The 19006-nt window shown below is 29.3% G+C and carries 21 protein-coding genes; 5 read left to right on the forward strand and 16 right to left on the reverse strand.

The annotated features are described in order from the left end of the window. Window positions 1–8 precede the first annotated feature (8 nt). The 8 genes from WAO56_RS05560 to WAO56_RS05595 form a co-directional block, all read right to left on the reverse strand. Window positions 9–1706 carry a M3 family oligoendopeptidase gene (locus tag WAO56_RS05560; RefSeq protein WP_422143609.1) on the reverse strand — a complete coding sequence of 566 codons (1698 nt, stop codon included), beginning with the start codon at window positions 1704–1706 and terminating at the stop codon, window positions 9–11. A gap of 189 nt (window positions 1707–1895) precedes the next feature. After that, complete coding sequence (locus WAO56_RS05565; protein WP_422143610.1) at window positions 1896–2489, reverse strand: AAA family ATPase; 594 nt, start codon at window positions 2487–2489, stop codon at window positions 1896–1898. Window positions 2490–2515: 26 nt separating this feature from the next. After that, window positions 2516–3415: an acetamidase/formamidase family protein gene (locus tag WAO56_RS05570; protein ID WP_422143611.1), complete on the reverse strand. Its 900-nt coding sequence runs from the start codon at window positions 3413–3415 to the stop codon at window positions 2516–2518. A 99-nt stretch (window positions 3416–3514) separates the two neighbouring features. Then, window positions 3515–3670, reverse strand: coding sequence for a GNAT family N-acetyltransferase (locus tag WAO56_RS05575; RefSeq protein ID WP_422146298.1), 156 nt, complete (start codon window positions 3668–3670; stop codon window positions 3515–3517). Window positions 3671–3675: 5 nt separating this feature from the next. Then, window positions 3676–3948: a hypothetical protein gene (locus tag WAO56_RS05580; protein WP_422143613.1), complete on the reverse strand. Its 273-nt coding sequence runs from the start codon at window positions 3946–3948 to the stop codon at window positions 3676–3678. A 21-nt stretch (window positions 3949–3969) separates the two neighbouring features. Continuing rightward, the gene (locus WAO56_RS05585; RefSeq protein WP_422143614.1) at window positions 3970–4407 is read right to left on the reverse strand and encodes a GNAT family N-acetyltransferase; all 438 of its coding nucleotides are present in this window, start codon (window positions 4405–4407) and stop codon (window positions 3970–3972) included. A 149-nt stretch (window positions 4408–4556) separates the two neighbouring features. Beyond that, window positions 4557–6650, reverse strand: a complete 2094-nt coding sequence (locus tag WAO56_RS05590; protein ID WP_422143615.1) for an FtsX-like permease family protein — start codon at window positions 6648–6650, stop codon at window positions 4557–4559. A gap of 1 nt (window position 6651) precedes the next feature. After that, complete coding sequence (locus WAO56_RS05595; RefSeq protein WP_422143616.1) at window positions 6652–7398, reverse strand: ABC transporter ATP-binding protein; 747 nt, start codon at window positions 7396–7398, stop codon at window positions 6652–6654. Between the two features lie 192 nt (window positions 7399–7590). On the opposite strand from WAO56_RS05595, the gene WAO56_RS05600 reads away from it, so the two are divergent. Then, the gene (locus tag WAO56_RS05600) at window positions 7591–8298 is read left to right on the forward strand and encodes a LytR/AlgR family response regulator transcription factor (protein ID WP_422143617.1); all 708 of its coding nucleotides are present in this window, start codon (window positions 7591–7593) and stop codon (window positions 8296–8298) included. Between the two features lie 8 nt (window positions 8299–8306). After that, entirely contained in the window at window positions 8307–9647 is a 1341-nt protein-coding gene (locus WAO56_RS05605; protein ID WP_422143618.1) for a sensor histidine kinase, read from the forward strand. Between the two features lie 18 nt (window positions 9648–9665). Here WAO56_RS05605 and WAO56_RS05610 read toward each other — a convergent pair whose 3' ends face one another. The 6 genes from WAO56_RS05610 to WAO56_RS05635 all read right to left on the reverse strand — a co-directional run bounded on the left by WAO56_RS05610 (window position 9666) and on the right by WAO56_RS05635 (window position 15751). Beyond that, on the reverse strand, window positions 9666–10265 hold the full coding sequence (locus tag WAO56_RS05610; RefSeq protein ID WP_422143619.1) for a hypothetical protein: 600 nt from the start codon (window positions 10263–10265) through the stop codon (window positions 9666–9668). Then, on the reverse strand, window positions 10252–11442 hold the full coding sequence (locus WAO56_RS05615; protein WP_422143620.1) for a glycosyltransferase: 1191 nt from the start codon (window positions 11440–11442) through the stop codon (window positions 10252–10254). Before WAO56_RS05615 ends, WAO56_RS05610 begins: the two co-directional genes overlap by 14 nt. A gap of 10 nt (window positions 11443–11452) precedes the next feature. Beyond that, the gene (locus WAO56_RS05620) at window positions 11453–11968 is read right to left on the reverse strand and encodes a DedA family protein (RefSeq protein ID WP_422143621.1); all 516 of its coding nucleotides are present in this window, start codon (window positions 11966–11968) and stop codon (window positions 11453–11455) included. A gap of 340 nt (window positions 11969–12308) precedes the next feature. Further along, window positions 12309–12782: a thioredoxin family protein gene (locus WAO56_RS05625; protein WP_422143622.1), complete on the reverse strand. Its 474-nt coding sequence runs from the start codon at window positions 12780–12782 to the stop codon at window positions 12309–12311. 81 nt (window positions 12783–12863) lie between these two features. Further along, window positions 12864–14987 carry an ABC transporter permease gene (locus tag WAO56_RS05630; RefSeq protein ID WP_422143623.1) on the reverse strand — a complete coding sequence of 708 codons (2124 nt, stop codon included), beginning with the start codon at window positions 14985–14987 and terminating at the stop codon, window positions 12864–12866. Window positions 14988–14989: 2 nt separating this feature from the next. After that, window positions 14990–15751: an ABC transporter ATP-binding protein gene (locus WAO56_RS05635; protein WP_422143624.1), complete on the reverse strand. Its 762-nt coding sequence runs from the start codon at window positions 15749–15751 to the stop codon at window positions 14990–14992. Between the two features lie 189 nt (window positions 15752–15940). On the opposite strand from WAO56_RS05635, the gene WAO56_RS05640 reads away from it, so the two are divergent. The 3 genes from WAO56_RS05640 (at window position 15941) to WAO56_RS05650 (ending at window position 18067) form a co-directional block, all read left to right on the forward strand. Next, window positions 15941–16732 (forward strand): LytR/AlgR family response regulator transcription factor, encoded by a 792-nt coding sequence (locus WAO56_RS05640; RefSeq protein ID WP_422143625.1) that lies wholly within the window; start codon window positions 15941–15943, stop codon window positions 16730–16732. Window positions 16733–16739: 7 nt separating this feature from the next. Further along, window positions 16740–17600, forward strand: coding sequence for a hypothetical protein (locus tag WAO56_RS05645; protein ID WP_422143626.1), 861 nt, complete (start codon window positions 16740–16742; stop codon window positions 17598–17600). A 92-nt stretch (window positions 17601–17692) separates the two neighbouring features. Then, window positions 17693–18067 carry an ATP-binding protein gene (locus tag WAO56_RS05650; protein WP_422143627.1) on the forward strand — a complete coding sequence of 125 codons (375 nt, stop codon included), beginning with the start codon at window positions 17693–17695 and terminating at the stop codon, window positions 18065–18067. A 73-nt stretch (window positions 18068–18140) separates the two neighbouring features. Here WAO56_RS05650 and WAO56_RS05655 read toward each other — a convergent pair whose 3' ends face one another. Together WAO56_RS05655 and WAO56_RS05660 are read right to left on the reverse strand one after the other, a co-directional pair. Next, window positions 18141–18491, reverse strand: coding sequence for a GNAT family N-acetyltransferase (locus WAO56_RS05655; RefSeq protein ID WP_422143628.1), 351 nt, complete (start codon window positions 18489–18491; stop codon window positions 18141–18143). Window positions 18492–18565: 74 nt separating this feature from the next. Further along, window positions 18566–18925: an acylphosphatase gene (locus WAO56_RS05660; protein WP_422143629.1), complete on the reverse strand. Its 360-nt coding sequence runs from the start codon at window positions 18923–18925 to the stop codon at window positions 18566–18568. Window positions 18926–19006: the final 81 nt, after the last annotated feature.

Here is a 19006-nt window from a genome sequence, read left to right on the forward strand (position 1 = left end):
AATTTCCTTTAAAATTTACTATCATCTATGCTATTAAGTCTTTCCCTTAATGGTTTTATTGTTTCTTCAATTACCCCATCATTAAAAGGATTTTTTAAATTTGCTAATTCCAGTAACTCTAAAAATGATTTACTACCACCGGCATCACAAAGTCTTAAATAATCCTCCCAAGCTTTTTCCCTATTTTCGTTGAATTTATTAAAGAATTGGAAAGCACAAACTTGAGCTAGCGTATAGTCTATATAATAGAAAGGTCTTTCAAATATATGACCTTGTCTATACCAGAAGCCTCCTCTTTCCAAAAATTCACTTTCTGAATAATCCTTAAAAGGCATATATTTCTTTTCTATTTCCCTCCATTTAGCCTTTCTTTCAGCAGGACTAGCTTCAGGGTTTCCATAAACAAAATGTTGGAATTCATCTACTGCTACACCATATGGTAAAAATTCCAAGGTTCCTGCTAAATGACTAAATTTATATTTTTCTGTATCTTCTTTGAAGAATAATTCCATCCATGGATAGGTTATAAACTCCATACTCATAGAATGAATTTCAGCTGCCTCATATGTTGGAAAACTATAAGCCGGAATACCTAAGTCCCTACTTCTATAAGTTTGAAAAGCATGACCTGCCTCATGAGTTAGTACATCAACATCTCCACTTGTTCCGTTAAAGTTGGAAAATATGAAAGGTGATTTATAATCATTTATAAACGTACAATAGCCTCCACTCATTTTCCCTTCTTTACTTACTAGGTCTAACAATTCCCTGTCTAACATAAAATTAAAAAACTCTTTAGTTTCAGGTGATAACTCGGAGTACATCTTCCTTCCGTTTTCTATAATCCAGTCCGGATCTCCTTGTGGTTTAGGATTTCCTGAAAGGAATTTAAAACCCTCATCATAATTTTTTAAAGAATAAAGACCAAGTCTTTTTCTTTGTCTTTCCTTAATGTCCACTACAAGTGAAACTACAGTTTCATATATTTGCTTTCTGTAATTTTTCACTTCCTCTGGTCCATAGTCAGAACGGTTCATTCTTTTATAACCAAGTTCAATATAATTATTATAGCCTAGTTTTTTAGCCATTTTAGTTCTAATTTTCACTAGTCTATCATAAATATCGTCAAATTTATCTTCATTTTCTTCAAAGAAATTCAAAAATGCATTTTCTGCACTCTTTCTCATTTCCCTGTCCTTAGAAGTTCTAAAAGGTAACATTTGAGCTAAATTCCTTTTTTCACCTTCAAATTCAATTTCTGCTGAAGCAATTAATTTAGAATACTCGTTTACGGTTTTATTCTCTTCTATTAAATCCTCTATTATTTCTTCTGAAAATACTTCTAAACTCATATCCGTTAAGGTAAATAATTGCTTACCCCATTTTTCTTCAAGTTCAGGTCTAAATTTAGACTTAACTACAGCCTTATCGAATTTATTTATAACCTTATCAAATTTAGGGCTATTTTCATCGAAGAATTCCCTTTCTTTTTCATAGAATTCATCTTTAGTATTAATACTATAACGTATATGCATTAAAGTTCCCATAGTACTAACATTAGACATAATCTTCATAATATTTTCAAAATACTCTGACTGTTCTTCAAAAGTAGAAGCGTTTTCAAACTTATCAATTAAAATATTCATTTCCTCTTCTAATTTTTCAAAATCCGGTCTTATATATTCATAATCTTTAAATTTTAGCATAAGTACCTCCATTAATATTTATTATCACAAAATATATTTTACTACACTTTAGCTATTATATAAAGATTAATTTATATTTATCATAATTATATCAATTTAGTTTAGCGATTTTATTAGTTCAAGTAATTTTCTTTAATTTTTTCCACAGAAAAACCACCTAATTTTTAATTAGATGGTTTTATTTTTTGCTTATAGATTAACAGCTTCTTCAATTAATTTTACACAATTGTCAATTCCTAATTCTCCACTATTTAATGTCATAGTAAAGTTTTCAACATCGCCCCATTCTCTATCGGTATAAAATTTATAGTAGACCCTTCTTCTTTTGTCCTTGTCCTTAAGTCTTTTTTCTAAACTTACTTCCCTATCTCCATATTTTTCCCTTACTCTTCTTTTCCGTTTTTTAAGATCAGCGTGAACAAAAACATGAATAGTGTCTTCCCTATCCCTTAGAATATAATCTGAGCAACGTCCAACTATTACAGCATTTTCTCCTGAGTCTGCTATTTCTTTAATTATTTTTGTTTGTGCTTCCCAAATATAATCATCTACAGACATTCCTCTATGGTCCCTTGCTAAAAGACCTATATTAAATAATCCTCTGTATGTATCTTTTTCCTCTGTTTCTTCAATAAATTCTTGACTAAATCCCGATTCTTCTGCAATTTTTTCTATGATTTCCCTATCATAGTATTTATAATTTAACTTTTCAGCTAACTCTTTTCCTACAGTTCTTCCACCACTACCAAACTGTCTACTAATAGTTATAATTCTCTTAGTCATTTTCCCACCTCATCTTAATAAAATATTTATAATAATTCCTTCATTGTTACAATATTTTTCGGTATTGCAGCCCTTGCTGTTTTCTTTGGATTAACTATTTGAGATATTTTTAAATCCATTACAAGACTTGCCAATACATAACTTTCTGCCCAGGAAATCTTCAAAGCATCTTTCATTAAATCAACTGCAGTACTAGCAGCCTCCTTTGTAGCCTCATCTAAACTTTCTCCGGAAGCAATTATTTCTATTCTGTCATTTAATTCTACAATAGGCCATTTTAATTTTCTCTTTGTCTTTATTACTTCGACTTCCAGTTCAATTTCACCGGAAATTTCAAGTCCTGTAAAACAAAGTTCACCATCCCCCATAACAGCATGTAAGTCCCCTAAGGCTAACATTGCTCCTTCTTGCTGCACTTGGAAATATAAGGAGCTACCCTTCCTTATAACAGTACTGTCCATATTTCCGCCATGTTTCCAAGGAGTATGGGTTCCCCATTTTCCATCTTCAACAGCTGGAGCAAGACCTATAACACCAATCATTGGACTAATTGGAATTTTCTTACCTAAATAATTTGCATAGCCATCTTTAACTTCAATTACCCTTACAATTGCTTCCTTAGATTCTTCTGCCAGACCACCGGCATTTGGAATTGCTGCTGCAACACCCTTGTCCTTTATTTCTATATTAATAATATTAACCTTTAAAATATCTCCCGGCATTGCATTTTCAATATAAATAGGACCTGTAGCAGGATTTACAATGTCCATGTCTATTTCCATTAAAACCTGCTCCTCCGATTTTATTTGTTCATGAAAGCAATCACATGTTTCTACAATAAATTTTTCCTTTGGTTTAACCCTATATTCTTCCTTCATACCATATTCGAAATTGTAGATAACATTTTCCTTACTAAACCTATTCATAGTTTAAAAGTCCCCTTTCATCCTTAAAATTTATACTATACTAATTCAATACCCTAATTTTACTATTTATAAAAGATTATTGGTTTTCATCTTCAATATTTAAAAATATTTTTTAAAATTCTTTTGTAGCTTTATTTCCTTAAATCCTTTTTTCATATAAAAATTATGAGCTTGCTCTCTTTTTTCTCTAGTAACAAGTCTTAGTCCCTTTGATGATTCATCCCTAGCCCATTTTTCTATACTGTCTATTAACATTCCACCTATTCCCATATTTTGAAATCTTTTGCTACAACTAAAGCCATTATGTCTTTTAAGGAATCCTGGTATAGACTTTCATAATCATGGGCTTCTATATAGCCAACTACTTCATCTTTATAAACTGCAACTAAAACTCTATAGTTATTATTACTTAATATTTTTTCTAATTTTTTCTTTGTTTTCTCTAAAGGATAATCATAACCTAGACTGTATTTATTTAATTTATATATGAAATCTGCATCATCTATATGACCTTGCCTTATAGTAATCTCCATAACCTCTCCAAAACCCCTCTATTAATCTCCCAACTCTTTTCTAAAATTCTCTTGTTTTTTTATTTTTTTATAGCCACATTTTCTATAAAACTTATGGGCATCTTCCCGTTCTTCGCCTGAAGCTAATCTAATATAGGAAACCTTTTCATCCCTTGCCCATTTTTCCACTGCTTCCATTAAATCTCTACCTATTCCTATTTTTTGGTATTTCTTTGAAACAGCAATTCCTAAAATATTTTTCATAGGTTTAGAATATATACACTGATAATTACTAGCATGTACATAGCCAATAACATTTCCGTCAATTTCTGCAACAAAAATCTTGTCTGACTTACTTTTATTAATCTTCTTTAAATTTTCTACCGTTTCTTCCAAAGGATAATCATATTTCATTTCACTTTTGTTTAGCTGGTAAATAGCTTCACTATCACCAATTTTAAATTCTCTTATAATTAACATAAGCACTCCTTTAAAATAACTGATTTTTATTACCTTATCCGACCTGTTTATTTAATTATTACATATCATATTATCATATAAGTACCCTATTAAATTAATTTGTTTCAAAAAAAGGAAATCCATATTTCTTAATAGGGATTTCCTTTATCTTATAAAATATTTAATATTTTACATATTTTTTTAAAGCTTAGCTTATACAAAACATAAATTATAGCAGACATTACTATAACTACTCCCATACTAATTCCAAATCCAATAAATTCCTGTTCTGTAAATTGTCCATCATTTGAGTATAGAATCATAGTATAAAAAGCTACTATTACAATAGTTCCAATTAAAGTTGGAGATAAGAATATTTTAGATATTTGGGACTTCATAGATTTCTGAAGGTAGTTATTATTTGCCCCAATACGTTTTAAATCCTCATAGACCCTTTTGCTATTTAAGCCGGTGGTTAAGCTTCTTACATATAAAATTACTATTACTGCAGAAAAACAAATTATAGCAATAAATACAAATAAGAGTAAAAAAACTGCATATTGTTTTAGAAAATCCATCTTGTTCATTATTCCAAAATTTGGCATATATTTCCAACTACTTCTAAAATCAGATGAATCCTTTAACCTATAATCAACCTTATATGAATCCGTATCATATTCTTTCCCTTCTTTTTCGGCAACTATTTTTGAAACAGGGTCCCAATATAAAAATTGTTCCACTTTAGAATCGGAATGTTCTACTATTTCATCAAATAGTAAATTCGCAAAGTCATAGCTTGCCTCTGGATTTTTTACATTGAAAAAAACTATTTTTTCCAGCCATTCCGGTGTTAAACCCCTTGTGATTTTTCCATAGTCTTCCTTTGATAAGATTCTATATCCAAATAAGGAATTATTTCTAAGTTTTAGTTTTGATGGTCTAACCTTCATTTCATCACCTGTAACAATATTTGTTATTAGGGAAAGATCCTCACTGCTTCTAAAATCACTGCTTCCATCATTACTTAAGATAGTTATAACTTCACCAGGTTTAATAGTAATATTTTCTCCTGTTAGTCTATTATAGGCCTCTTCCGATAAAAACCTACCACTTGTTAATAGGGTTTTATATTCAAAGGTTATTTTCCTATTGTCCTCTAGTCTTTCTAACTCACCATCTACACCTAATATAGCCATAGGCTCTGTCCTATACTCTGTAATTTCTACATCCTCTTCTTGGGCTAAAGCAAAAATATCATCTTTACCTATCATTTTTTGGTCTTGTCTATAATTAAAGGAATAATCCACCTTACTTTCCTTAAATACATTTTCTGATGCTGAAAACATTAAGGGAGTATAGAAGGATGCAAAATAACCTCCTGCTATTAGTAGGCTTATAACTATCATATTTCTTACAGTTTGACGACCTTCAAATTTCATCATACTGGTACTTATTATATTTTTATATTTATTTTTTCTACCTCCCCATCCCTTAACAACAGTATGAAGCATTATCATGTACAGTCCTATTAAGGCCGGTAAATAAAAAATACCTGAAAGCCAATCCGGTGGAAAATAAGAAAACTTTTCTATAATAAACCCCGAGGAGGAGTATCCTAAAAAACCTCCTATAAGCATTAAAAGTATTCCAACAAAACCATACCAACTTGGAACATCTTTAATAGGTTCAGATTTTTTAGATTCCTGAACTATATCTATTATATTTGTTCTATTTATAAACTGTTTCATTCGAATAAATGACAGTACTGTAATTACTAGTATAAATAAAGCCGATAAGGCTATTGCCTTATATGAAATATTTAATACCATGTCAGGTGTGTCTACAATGAAAATTCTAAATAATTTCCAAATTCCAAGGGCAAATACCACTCCTAATCCTATGCCTATAAAAGAAACTATTAAGACAAGTGTTAAAATATCCCTAATTAAAAAATATTCAATCTTTTTCTTAGAAGTACCTAAGGCCATAAGGACTCCCACTTCCCTGGATTTATAGCGTAAAAATAAACCTATAGCATAATTTACAAATACAATACATCCAATTACAGCAATTGTAAAAATCATCATCATCTGTTTTCTTGAATCTCCACCTGGTGGAAGAATTCTTTGTACCGTTCTTGAGTTCATAATAGTTAAGTAGGAAGTTATTAAAAGTACAGATAATAAAATACTTCCTAACATAAAATAATATTTATTTTTGTTCTTACTTCTTAATTTTTTATTTATCCTTTTAAAATCCATCATTTTAATTCTCCTCACTTAGAAGTTGGATTGAATCTAAAAGTTCTTTTTGGAAAATTCTTCTTTCTTCATTTTTTCTTTCCTTTATATCCCAAACTAAACCGTCCTTTAAAATTACAACCTTATCACAATGGGAAGCAGCTAAGGAATCGTGGGTTACCATTAAAATCGTTGCACCTAGAGAATTTTTAGCCTCTATAAAGGACTTTATTACTGCCCTTGAACTTTTAGAGTCCAAATTTCCTGTTGGCTCATCGGCTAAAATAATCTTAGGATTATTAATTAAGGCTCTGGCAACTGCTGTTCTTTGTTTTTCACCACCGGATATTTCTGCAGGGTATTTATTTTTTATATGGGAAATACCAAATATTTCACATAGATTATCTGCCATTTCCTCCATACTGGAATCTACTCTTTCGCCTATAATTCGTGGAAGCATAATATTCTCCCTTATTGTTAGTCCATCAAGTAGCATAAAGTCCTGAAATACAAACCCTAAATCCCTATTTCTTATTTCTGCTAGATCTTCATTCCTTAATTTTGAAATATCCCTTTCCCCTAGTAATATTTCTCCACTATCAATAGGAATATAGGCTGAAATACAATTTAAAAGTGTCGTTTTTCCCGAACCGGATGCACCCATTACACCAACAAATTCTCCCTCGTCAACCTCCATGGTAATTCCCTTTAGTACCTCATATCTTTCATTTCCTACTTGAAATGATTTATGTAAATTATTAATTTTTAACATAATAGTCCTCCTCTTTATGAGAAGTCTAACATTTTTATATTATATTTTTTTATCCCTATGTAAGTTTTAACCTAATTTTAGTTATTTATTAGTTATATATAATTAATAGTGTAAAATTGACAGTTTTTATGTAATATTTGGTTTTGAAAGAAAATACCTCCATGATACAATAAAACAATAAAGGAGGTAGTTATGCTTCGTATAGCTATTTGTGATGATGAAAAAAAAGCAAGGTTTTCTTTATACACCGGACTTGAAAGAGTTTTAGAAAATATGGAAATAGAATATGTAATTTACGAATTTCCCAGTGGGGGAAAATTAATAAATTGGTATGAAAAACATAGTGATGAAGTGGATTTAGTATTTTTAGATATTGAAATGCCGGGGCCGGATGGTATGGAAGTAGCTAAGAAACTCCGTAAGAAAAGTAGTATTCTTCAAATAGTCTTTATTACCAGCTACCCCGACTATGTTTTTGACGGCTACCTAGTAGATGCAAGGGGGTATTTATTAAAACCCGTTAGGGAAAAAGATTTAATCAATATTATAAATAGGACTTTGGCTAAAATACTCCAAAATGAAAATGATGTTTTTACCTTTAAAAATATGAAGGGTATATTTAGAATTCCTAAAATTGATATCTTATATTTTCAGTCTGAAGGAAGAAAAATAAATTGTATTACAAGGGACAAGACTTATATATTTTATGAAAAATTAAACAATATTGAAAAATCAATTGGACCTGTATTTTTAAGAATACATCAAAGTTATTTAATAAATTCAAAATACGTTGACCAAGCCAGGGCTGAATCTCTTGTAGTAAATGGCAAGGAACTTCCTATTAGTAGGCAATACAGAAAGACCGCCTTGTTAGAACTTGGCCGTAATTTACTTAATTGAGGTATTATATGAAATTATTCTTAAATCTTCTTCTACCAATTATTAACTATACTGTACTGGGACTAGCTACCTATTTTCTTGTACAAAGCTCCCTTAAAATTTTAAAACCTGTAAAGAATAAAATATTAAAAATAATACCCTATGTACTTTTCTTCAACTCCTTAGGAATACAATCATGGATAGGAGATGAAAACCCCTTTATAATTTTACCCTTTTATATACTGGTATTTTTAATTTGCTACAAGGGGGATTTTCTTCCTAAACTGGTTACAGCCTTGCTTTTCTATATTTTAATCACCCCTATTAATATGCTTATAGACACTATTTTCTCCCGCTACCTTAATGATTATTTTATTGGAGCTTTTTTATATAGTCAATTTATTTTATCTATCAAGGCTACGGTTTTTATAATAATTAGCTTGGTCTTATATAGATTTATTAAAGATAAAAATATTAAATTACCAAAAAATTTATGGTACCTACTTTTTGGCCTATTAATTGGACCATTTTTTGTTATAGTCGGTTTTACAAGATTTGGGGTTGGTGATTTGTTATACCCTTCATCATCTTTAAAATCCCATTTATTTAATGAAGAAAGCTATAGTATTATAGAATTTATTACTTTAAGATTATCCTTTATTATAATCCCCTTTGTAATAATTTCTGCTATTTCAATTTTCATTGCCATGATAATTCTTTCAAAACAGGAGGAATTAAAGGAAATGGAAAACATAAATAATATGAAGGAACTCTACTACGAAGGAATCAAAAACGAACAAAAATCAATTAGACTTATAAAACACGACATGAACAATTATTTACTTACTATGGAAAATATGTTGGAAAATAACAAGGTTGAAGAAACTAAAGAATTTTTAAAGAGTCTAACTTCTTCCAGTAGTTTTAATAAAACAAGACAAATTACAAGAAATGAAGTAATTAACGCTATTCTTGACATTAAAATCAATACAATGGAAGATTATAATATAGAGTTCGATTATGAAATTTCAACATCGGAAAGTATAGAAATTTCTGACATAGATTTATCTGCCTTGCTAGGTAACGCTTTAGATAATGCCATAGAAGCTACTGTAAAAGCCCTGGATAAAAAAATAGTATTTCGTTTAAAAGTTGAAAAAGGACTTTTTATGTTAAAAATAGAAAATCCCATAGGTGAAAAACCAATAGTAAAGGAAAATTCCTTCCTATCTACAAAAAGAAATAGTTCTAACCATGGCTTCGGTCTTACAAGCATAAGGGAAATTGTTTCAAAATATAAGGGAAATATGGATATTAATATGGAAAACAACAAGTTCATACTAGTTATAATAATTCCTTTAAACAGTTAAGGTAGCTATAGTGCTACCTTAATTTACTTTATTCTTATATTTTTCAAAAACCACTTCTATCCTACTAAAAGGTAGTGGAATAGAATAATTATCCCAACGCTTTTTAAGGTTTATTGATGGTGAATTTGTAAAGCTTACAAAATAAATATCAGAATTAGCCTTTTTAGCTAGGTAAGGCAATAATTCTTTTGGCTTATGCCTTGGTCCTAAAGGCCCATCCATTGCTAAGGCAAAAATCCGGTCCTTTTGACTGGAGGTCTTAATTAAGAGCCTTAAATTCTTTCTTGCTCCTAAGCCATCTTCTGTCCGTATGGAATTAGCCCGGCATTTATCTAATATATAGGAAATAATATCCCCCCTCCAGTCAGCAGTTATTACTACATCTACCGGTGGTAGCTGCTGATTTAAATGCATAAGTAAAATCATCATCAGGGAGCTGTCCCCATGCCAATAACCAAGCATTTCAAGTTCTTTAAGTAAATGTATATTTCTAATTTCATATTTTATTGTTTTGTTAACCAGCCACAAATATCCATAAAATATTCTACTAAGTATATAACCTACTAACTTTTCTTTTTTACTCCTATTTGTTTCTTTAACATTATTATGGCACAACATATTTTACTTTCCCTTGTATTAACTGTAAATAGTTTTCTTCTGTTAATTTAGCAATTGACTCTGCTGTATATTCTTTAGCAGTATTATATGCACCGATTTTTAAGCTCTTAAATAAATAGGAATTTTCCATAATTTCTTCAATAGGCTTAATCCATAATTCTTCATTTAATTCTGTTTTAAAGCCATTTTCCCCATTAACAACTACATCATTAACACCACTACCGGAAACTGCAACTACTGGTAACCCTGCAGCCATAGCTTCTAAAAGTACTATACCTTGAGTTTCCGATTGGGAACTAAAGAGAAACAAATCACAAGCATTATAATAATGAACCAGTTTTTCGTGTTCTATATTTCCTAAAAAATGTACATTTTCTTCCAGTCCCAGTTTTTTACTTAATAAGCTAAGGGATTTTCTTTCTGCACCATCTCCAATAATTATCATTTTAAATGATTTTCCCCATCTTTCTTTTAAAGTTTTTAAGGCTTTTAACATAAAGGGAAAATTCTTTTCCCTTCCTAATCTACTAACGCAACAAAATAAATTTGGACTATTGAATTTTTTTCTTATTTCTTCTGTTTTTTCCTTATCCCTTATAAAATCATTTTCCGATAAACCTGTAGGAACAACAGTTATAGGTGTGTTTATTCTATTTTGAATCATTATTTTTTTAATTTCCGGTGTTGGAGCAAAAATCAAATTACATTTATTTGAAAATGACCTTGTATATTTAGAAACAATTTGTTCAGCGACTTTATATATTTTAGTTTCATCTTTATTTTTATTTAATAGACTAGGCATTACATAATGCATATATTCTTCATACCTTGTATGATAGGTGTAAATTAATGGAATTTCATATTTTTTAGAATAGGACAGGGCAATATTTCCCATTAGCATTGGATGATGACTGTGTATAATGTCATAATTTCTTTTTTGGAATTGTTTTCTAATATCCCTATCGAACATATTAGGAACTACAATATCGCCATCAAGTTTTTTATTTAGACTTTTAAATCTATATACCCCTTCTTCATTTTTTTGTTCCTCATAGGTCGGTGCAAAAACATCTACAATATGCCCTCTCTTTCTAAGTCCATTTACTAGTCTTTCAATAGAAACAGGTACTCCACCAATATATGGTTTATAGTTATTTGTAAACATTGCAATTTTCATTTAACTCCCCCTAAAACTTTGCAAGCCAATTTAAAGCTGCTGAGCCAAAAATGTAGCCTGCTCCAACAAATACTAAATTCCAAATTGTAATACCAATAGTTGAATAAAAACTATATTTATAAAAGTCCATTTTTATAACACCGGCCGGAATAGAAATAATAGTACGTACAACCGGAAGTAATTTTGCAATAAATAGTCCTAAATACCCTTTATTAGTTAATTGGTCAATGGCTTTGTCCAAGGCAACACCTTGTTTAGTAAATTTATTTCTAAACCAATTTAATAAAGGGGTGCCAATATAAAACCCTAAAAAATAAAGTATCCAACTGCCTATTAGTCCGGCAATTACAGATATGACCATAACAAGTAAAAAGGATTTATTAAATTGATAGGCCCATATTCCGGATAAGGGCATTATTATTCCTGCAGGAAATCCGGGTAAATTCATATATTCCAACAAGACAACTACAAACAAGGCCAATAAACCGTAATTTTCTAAATAAAATTCTATTGTTTCAAAGTTCATAAGCTACTTCCCCTTATATTTTCAATTCCATTTAACTATCTTCTTATATCTACAATATCAATATATTTTTACAATTCTCTTAAAAATATATTAAAAATCTCTTAAGATATTTTAAATATACAATTAAAATTACAAGAATTTATCAGTTTTACTACTTCCTACTCTACTAAAAGGCTTGGCCTAATCTTCTATTTGTATCTTATCCCAATTTAAAAACCTTAGCTTAAGCCTATGTAATATTTAACAATATTTCTGTAATATTTAGATTAAATACTTTATTTATGTAAAATTAAAACAATATTTTGTATAAATCGGCTTTACTAAAATTAAAAGACTACACCTATTGGTTTAGGGTATAGTCTTTGTTTTCCAATTGCATTAAAAAGTTTGCAATACTTTTTTTAGAGCTACTATCTTCCTCTAGTTTAAATATTTTACCTTCTTTAATATAGGCTAGAGTAGGAGTCTTATAAATTTCATATTCATCTATTATTTTATTTGTTAATTTGGAATTTCTTTCCATTTCCTTGTTTAAATCAATATAGATTACTTCTAAATTATTATTCTTTACAAAATCTATCGTTTCAGAAATGTTTTTCCTACAATTATTACAATCCTCCATTCCAAAGTAAATAAATTTATTATTATACTCTAAAAGATTACTCTCAATTACATCCATATTTACTTTTTCAAAGGATTTTATATTATTTTCGTAAGTATATTTAGAACTATCGTATTGAAATACAATATACATAATTACAAAAGTTATTAGTAAAATTCCAATTGTTTTTATTAATTTAAAACCTTTATTCATTACAAGCTCCTTTAATATTTATTTCTTATCTCTTTTCTATTTTAAGTATATATTTAAAATTTCAATTATTTATCAACTTTCCTATAGTTCTTCTACTACTGCTTTTTCTATATTGTTTAAGGCTTTTTGCTTTACTGCAATTACTATTAAATAGGAAATTAGTAGAAGTATTAAATCTGCTATAACCTCTATTCCTAATGAAACCTGAGAAAGTATTATTATAACTACAATAGTAAAGGCCAGTATTCCTCCACCAATAACAGGATAGACTATAGTTCTTCTATTAATGGTTTTAAGGTCCCTTAATATATTCTTATTTGTTGCTCCTAGTTTTTTCATACTCTTAAAAAGATTAATATTGTTGAAAAATATTGAACTTGTCCTATTGTAGGTTATAAAAACAGTTGCCGTTAAGGCTATTATTACTATAAAACCAGACAATAAGACCTTTACCAAATTTAGTACAAAGGAAGCTGTGTTTTCATAATAATTCATTCTCGGATAGTACTTCCAATTTCCTTGTAATTCAGAATTATCCTTGTTCAAGCTTACAAGATAGGCCCCTTCTGTTTCATATTCTTCAAGCTCTCCTGTATACCATTGCCTACCGGAGTTTTTTACCAGCTTGTGAAGATTTTTATCATAATCTGTTTGTACCGCCATTTCTTTTGGGGTGTTTTCTAAAATATAGTCAAAAATATCTTCAGAAAATTCAAACTTTTTCTCCCCTTCTATGTTAAATACTATGTTCTTAATCTTTTGTCCTTCTGAAATACCCCTTGTTAGTTTTTCATAGTCCCCATCGTCTAAAATATACCTTTTATTCCATGACAATCCTCTGTCTACTAAAACGTCATCTTCCAAAGTCCCTTGGTAGTTCACCTTCATCTGTTTCCCATCTACTGACTTAATATTTTCTAAATCATCGTCTGACTCCCATGAATCATATTTATTATTTTTTCTAACAAGATTTATATATTGGCCTTCTCCTACATCTATCTTCTTATTAGATAGACTATTGTATTCAGACTCAGAAATAAATTCATAATATTTGTATTCCTCAACTACTTTTTCTATAATATTTTCAGCATTGTCATCCCAATTTCTAACATTGCTTCCAGACAATAGTTCACTAAATTCGTATTCCTTGTAAGTTCCAATTCCTATCTTATGTTCTTTAGCTATTTCTTGTATTATATTTTTATCTAAGATATTATTTTCCAATCTTAAAGGTATGGAAAAATCATATTCCATTTTTTCTTCCCTTAGTCCTCCACTTTGGTTTACAAGGTTAAAGAAGGAAAAGGTAAATACACCAAATATTAAAATCATTGAAAACATAGAGCCAATTATCTGTTTTCCTTGAAGCCTTGTAATATTATAGTAAGCAATATTGTTATAGTATTTTCCCAATCTTTTACTTGATTTTTTTGGATTGGAAATAAAATAATAGAGGACCATATATATTCCTATAAATGAAAATATATAGGCTAGGGAAAAAAGGGATGGTGAAGCTTTGTCAAAATTAATCGTATACCATTGTGGTAGAAAATAACCTATTGAAACTCCTGCAACACTTAGGATTAATCCTAAATATAAATATGGTTTCTTCATCCTTTTCAACTTGTCCGTCCTTGACCTTGAATGCATTAATTCCATTACATCATATCGTCTAATATAAATAGATAATCTTATATAGACTATTACAAATATAAATATTGAAAATATAATTCCTATTAAGATACCCTTAGTATTTAAAGATAGATTTTCTATTTCATATTTTGAATAGATTATTTGGAAAAACTTCCAAATTCCAAAGGAAAAGACCAGGGACAAGATTCCTGCAATTACTGTAAGTTTTGCAACTATAACTAGTATTTCCTTTGCTATGATTTTTACAAACTCTTTTTTTGTTAGACCAAAGGATATAAAAACACCTATTTCCCTACTTTTATATTTTAAGAATACCTCTGCCGAATAAATTACAAGCATGGTGCAACCTACCATACATAAAATGAAAATCGACATTATCATCTGGTTAGAGTCTGTTCCATACTCCATAGTCTTCTGTAAGGTATTACTCATGTAGAGATTTGCAAATGTAAATATTAAGGTAAAAGCAATTAATATGCTGGTATTAAACTGAAAATATTCCTTTTTATTATATTTTTTTAATTTTCCACTTATTGATTTATAATTTAACATACTTAACTCCTGTCCATATTTGCAAAGGCTTCTACAATTTCATCTTGTAATTCTTTCCTATTGCCCTTATTAACTAAAACCTTGCTTATTTCACCCTTGTTTAAAATAAACACCTTGTCACTATAACTTGCATAGTACATGTCATGGGTAACCATTAATATACTGGTGTTTAAATCCTTCTTTATTCTTATAAAGGAATCTATTACTTCATTTGCAGACTTACTATCTAAATTTCCTGTTGGCTCATCGGCTAAGATAATGTCCGGACTGTTAATTAATGACCTGGCTATTGAAACCCTTTGTCTTTGGCCACCTGACAACTCTGCCGGAAAGGAGTCCATTTTTCCTGCTAAACCAAATAGATTCAAGAGATTCTTTGCCTTTTCCTCCATACTTTCATACATGGTATTTATTTTTTTCATTTTGGAAATTACCGATGGGACACAGGTATTTTCTATTAAATTCAAACCATCTAGTAACATATAGTCTTGAAATATAAAGCCAATATTTGTATTTCTCATAGTTGCTAAATCCTCTTCTGTGAATTTTCCAATATCATTACCCTTTAAATTAATAAGACCTGACTCATAGTCTATATAACGACAAATACAATTTAATAAGGTAGACTTTCCGCTTCCGCTGGAACCCATTATAGAAACAAATTCCCCTTCTTCTACCTTTAAGGATAAATTCCTTAACACCTGTAAATTTAAATTACCGGATTTATAACTTTTGTTTAAATTACTAATTTCTAATATTGCCATTTTTTACCTCCTAATATTTAAGAACTAAAAATAATTTCAATTTATAAGCCTATACTTGTATAAAATTTCCTGTATTTTCTGTCCTTTATTGATTAATTGAATAATACCATTTAAAAAAATATTTGTTTTTCCCCTTGAAAAGTTTTACATAAACCATGTAATCTTTTTGAAAATAAAATAAAAAATGTAATGAATTACACTTCCAATGTAATATTCGGTTTTGAAAGAAACTGCCATCATGGTACAATTATTAAACATAAGGAAGGTGATTATATGCTTCGTATAGGAATTTGCGACGACTCTAAGGAAGCAAGTTTTACTACTTATTTTGGTCTTGAAAAAATTTTAGAAAATAGAAACATAGAATATGTCATTTATGAATTTTCCAGCGGGGAAAAATTTATAGAGTGGCATAAGAAAAACAAAAATGAAATTGATTTATTGTTTTTAGATATTGAAATGCCGGGGCTGAACGGAATGGAAACAGCCAAGCTAATTAGAGAAGAAAACGACTATTTACAAATAGTATTTCTTACAAGTCATCCTGACTTTGTTTTTGACGGCTACTCAGTTAATGCCTTAGGCTATTTATTAAAACCTGCTAAGGAAGAGGATTTAAATAAGATTATTACAAGAACACTCTTGAACTTAGATAAAAATGAAGAAGAGGTCTTTACCTGTAAGAATATTGACGGAATATACAGAATTCCTAAAAAGGATATCCTATATTTTTATTCAAAGGCTAGGAAGGTAATTTGTGTTACTAGGGAAAATAATTATGAATTTTATGAAAAATTAAATAATATAGAAGAGAGTATTAAGGGAAATTTTGTTAGAATACACCAAAGATACCTGGTTAATTCAAAGGCAGTAAGGCAAATAAAGTCCGATACAGTTCTTGTTGACAATATTGAACTACCAGTTAGTAGAACCTACCAAGACAAGGCTGTAATTGAATTAAGTAGAAATCTTTTAAATTGAGGTGTATATGTTAGTACTCGATAATATTATTTTAGACCCTATTGTAATTGTTCTTACACTGTTAGCATCATATTTTTTAGTAAAGCTGGTTTCAAAAATAATTCCTTTTAAAAATAATAAAGCCTTAAAAATATTAGCCTTACTACCTTTTTCCCTATCTATTGGAAGTGTTGATTATCTAGGGGACACAAACATTTTAATTGTATTAATTTTTTATATAGTTATTTTCCAGCTGTCCTTTATGGGAAAGGCTACAAACAAATTTATAATATCCTTAATGTTCTACCTACTATTAAGCTCCTTTAATTTAATTGTAAGTACTATTTTTGTTACTAATGACTTTAAGTTCTTTCCAAATGAAGAATACTTGTATCTTGTAAAGGCTCTTTCTTGGATTATTATTTCAAATATTTTACTTAAATATATGGGAAATATAGAAGTAAAACTATCTAAAAAATTATGGTTACTGTTAGGTGGATTATCTGCCGGACTATTTTTTATAATTATAGGTTTTAGTAATATAGGTTTTGGAGCATTACTGGATATATTTACTGACATTACAAAACCTGAGTATGTAGCCAGTAACTACTATTATGAAGTTCTTGATATGCTAAATAAAATTGGATATATTATATTTCCCTCGGTGTTTTTATCAACCCTAGCCTTATTCGCAGCCATAAAGGTTTTAATAAAACACGAGGAACTTTTAGAAAAAGATGCCTTAGAAAATATAAAGGAAAATTATTATAAGGCTTTACAAAGGGAGCAAAAAACAGTTCGTACTATTAGACATGATATGAAAAACCATTTACTTACAGTACAGGCTATGATTGAAAAAAAGACTATAATAAGGCAAATGACTACCTAATAAACCTGACCTCATCTTCCGCCTTTGAAAAGGGAAGGCAAATTTCTAAAAACAATACTATAAATGCAATTTTAGACAATAAATTGGATTTAATGGAAGAATATAAGATAGAATTTGACTATAGAATATCCGTACCGGAAAAGTTGGAAATTTCAGATATTGACCTGTCCTCTTTACTGGGCAATGCTTTAGATAATGCCATAGAAGCAAATTTAAAAGCCGATAATAGAAAAATAATCTTTAGACTTAGGGTCGACAAGGGACTTTTTATGCTACAGATTAAAAATCCCCTTGGTGAAAATCCTCTTGAAAAAAACGGTACATTTTTAACAACTAAAAAAGATAAAAAACACCATGGTATAGGCCTTTCCAGTATAAGGGAAACTGTTTTAAAATATGGTGGAAATATAAGTACAATAGTAGAAAATGGAATATTTGAATTAGTTATTGGCATACCTGTAAATTAAAAAACCTCCGTTCTGGAGGTTTTTTTCACTAAATATTATATTTTACAAAACAGGTTCCCCTAGTTTCTTCAATTTACATCATTCCTACAGGCAAGTAAAATTTCTTAGTTCTTTCTTCATCGTCGGTTATTAGGACATTTTGTCTAATATTTTCAAATTTCTTTAATGCTCTTTCTATTAAATTAGTTCCTATTCCTAGTCTTTGATATTTTGGATTTACTAAAATATCCTGAATATACATAATTGAATAACCATCACCTATTAGTTTATTTTCATAATAAGCTGACATATACCAATAAGAATTTTCCAAAATATTTTCCATTACTTCCATGTTTTGCCTATAAGCTATCCAACTGACAGAATTATATAATTCAACTAATTCCTCTATTCCTATTTTGTTATTTTCTAAAAATTTTATTTTCATTTTCCCTCCTAAGTTAATAAATATAAATTTATAACTTAGTTCTTAATTTATCCATAGAAACTCCTTATTTTCACTTAATATACTACTTTAAATTCTTCTAGTCTATTATTTATTGACTGTTCTTTTTCTTCTATATTATCAATTCTAATTCTCTGTTTATTTTTCATGTCATCAATTAGAAATTCAATTTTTTCCCTTGGTCCTTGTACCTCAGCCTCTACTCTACCATCACTTAGATTTTTAACCCAACCGACTAGTTCTAATTCCTGGGCCAGCAACATAAATTGAAATCTAAATCCTACTCCTTGTACATTTCCGGAAAATTTAAAGTTTTTATTCACTATTTCCGAATCTGAAAATTTTGGTATTTCAGTATTATCTACTTGGTTTTCTATATATTTTTTCTTTAATCTTTTTATAAAATCCTTAACCATATTGTCCTCCTTAGTGAATAATAACTTCTTTTCCTCTATTTTAATTTAATATAGACTTACTGTCTAGTTCTTAGCAATATT

Origin of the sequence: Miniphocaeibacter sp. (genome assembly GCF_049276255.1) — a bacterium.
Lineage (GTDB): Bacteria > Bacillota > Clostridia > Tissierellales > Peptoniphilaceae > Miniphocaeibacter.

What these genes read in the sequence shown, in the direction of transcription:
- WAO56_RS05585 (WP_422143614.1), bottom strand. Translation starts at nt 4,407, where the DNA reads ATGTTAATTATAAGAGAATTTAAAATTGGTGATAGTGAAGCTATTTAC.
- WAO56_RS05605 (WP_422143618.1), top strand. Translation starts at nt 8,307, where the DNA reads ATGAAATTATTCTTAAATCTTCTTCTACCAATTATTAACTATACTGTA.
- WAO56_RS05615 (WP_422143620.1), bottom strand. Translation starts at nt 11,442, where the DNA reads ATGAAAATTGCAATGTTTACAAATAACTATAAACCATATATTGGTGGA.
- WAO56_RS05580 (WP_422143613.1), bottom strand. Translation starts at nt 3,948, where the DNA reads ATGGAGATTACTATAAGGCAAGGTCATATAGATGATGCAGATTTCATA.
- WAO56_RS05575 (WP_422146298.1), bottom strand. Translation starts at nt 3,670, where the DNA reads ATGTTAATAGACAGTATAGAAAAATGGGCTAGGGATGAATCATCAAAG.
- WAO56_RS05635 (WP_422143624.1), bottom strand. Translation starts at nt 15,751, where the DNA reads ATGGCAATATTAGAAATTAGTAATTTAAACAAAAGTTATAAATCCGGT.
- WAO56_RS05620 (WP_422143621.1), bottom strand. Translation starts at nt 11,968, where the DNA reads ATGAACTTTGAAACAATAGAATTTTATTTAGAAAATTACGGTTTATTG.
- WAO56_RS05565 (WP_422143610.1), bottom strand. Translation starts at nt 2,489, where the DNA reads ATGACTAAGAGAATTATAACTATTAGTAGACAGTTTGGTAGTGGTGGA.
- WAO56_RS05650 (WP_422143627.1), top strand. Translation starts at nt 17,693, where the DNA reads ATGGAAGAATATAAGATAGAATTTGACTATAGAATATCCGTACCGGAA.
- WAO56_RS05645 (WP_422143626.1), top strand. Translation starts at nt 16,740, where the DNA reads ATGTTAGTACTCGATAATATTATTTTAGACCCTATTGTAATTGTTCTT.
- WAO56_RS05640 (WP_422143625.1), top strand. Translation starts at nt 15,941, where the DNA reads ATGAATTACACTTCCAATGTAATATTCGGTTTTGAAAGAAACTGCCAT.
- WAO56_RS05570 (WP_422143611.1), bottom strand. Translation starts at nt 3,415, where the DNA reads ATGAATAGGTTTAGTAAGGAAAATGTTATCTACAATTTCGAATATGGT.
- WAO56_RS05600 (WP_422143617.1), top strand. Translation starts at nt 7,591, where the DNA reads ATGCTTCGTATAGCTATTTGTGATGATGAAAAAAAAGCAAGGTTTTCT.
- WAO56_RS05625 (WP_422143622.1), bottom strand. Translation starts at nt 12,782, where the DNA reads ATGAATAAAGGTTTTAAATTAATAAAAACAATTGGAATTTTACTAATA.
- WAO56_RS05660 (WP_422143629.1), bottom strand. Translation starts at nt 18,925, where the DNA reads ATGGTTAAGGATTTTATAAAAAGATTAAAGAAAAAATATATAGAAAAC.
- WAO56_RS05560 (WP_422143609.1), bottom strand. Translation starts at nt 1,706, where the DNA reads ATGCTAAAATTTAAAGATTATGAATATATAAGACCGGATTTTGAAAAA.
- WAO56_RS05610 (WP_422143619.1), bottom strand. Translation starts at nt 10,265, where the DNA reads ATGTTGTGCCATAATAATGTTAAAGAAACAAATAGGAGTAAAAAAGAA.
- WAO56_RS05655 (WP_422143628.1), bottom strand. Translation starts at nt 18,491, where the DNA reads ATGAAAATAAAATTTTTAGAAAATAACAAAATAGGAATAGAGGAATTA.
- WAO56_RS05590 (WP_422143615.1), bottom strand. Translation starts at nt 6,650, where the DNA reads ATGATGGATTTTAAAAGGATAAATAAAAAATTAAGAAGTAAGAACAAA.
- WAO56_RS05595 (WP_422143616.1), bottom strand. Translation starts at nt 7,398, where the DNA reads ATGTTAAAAATTAATAATTTACATAAATCATTTCAAGTAGGAAATGAA.
- WAO56_RS05630 (WP_422143623.1), bottom strand. Translation starts at nt 14,987, where the DNA reads ATGTTAAATTATAAATCAATAAGTGGAAAATTAAAAAAATATAATAAA.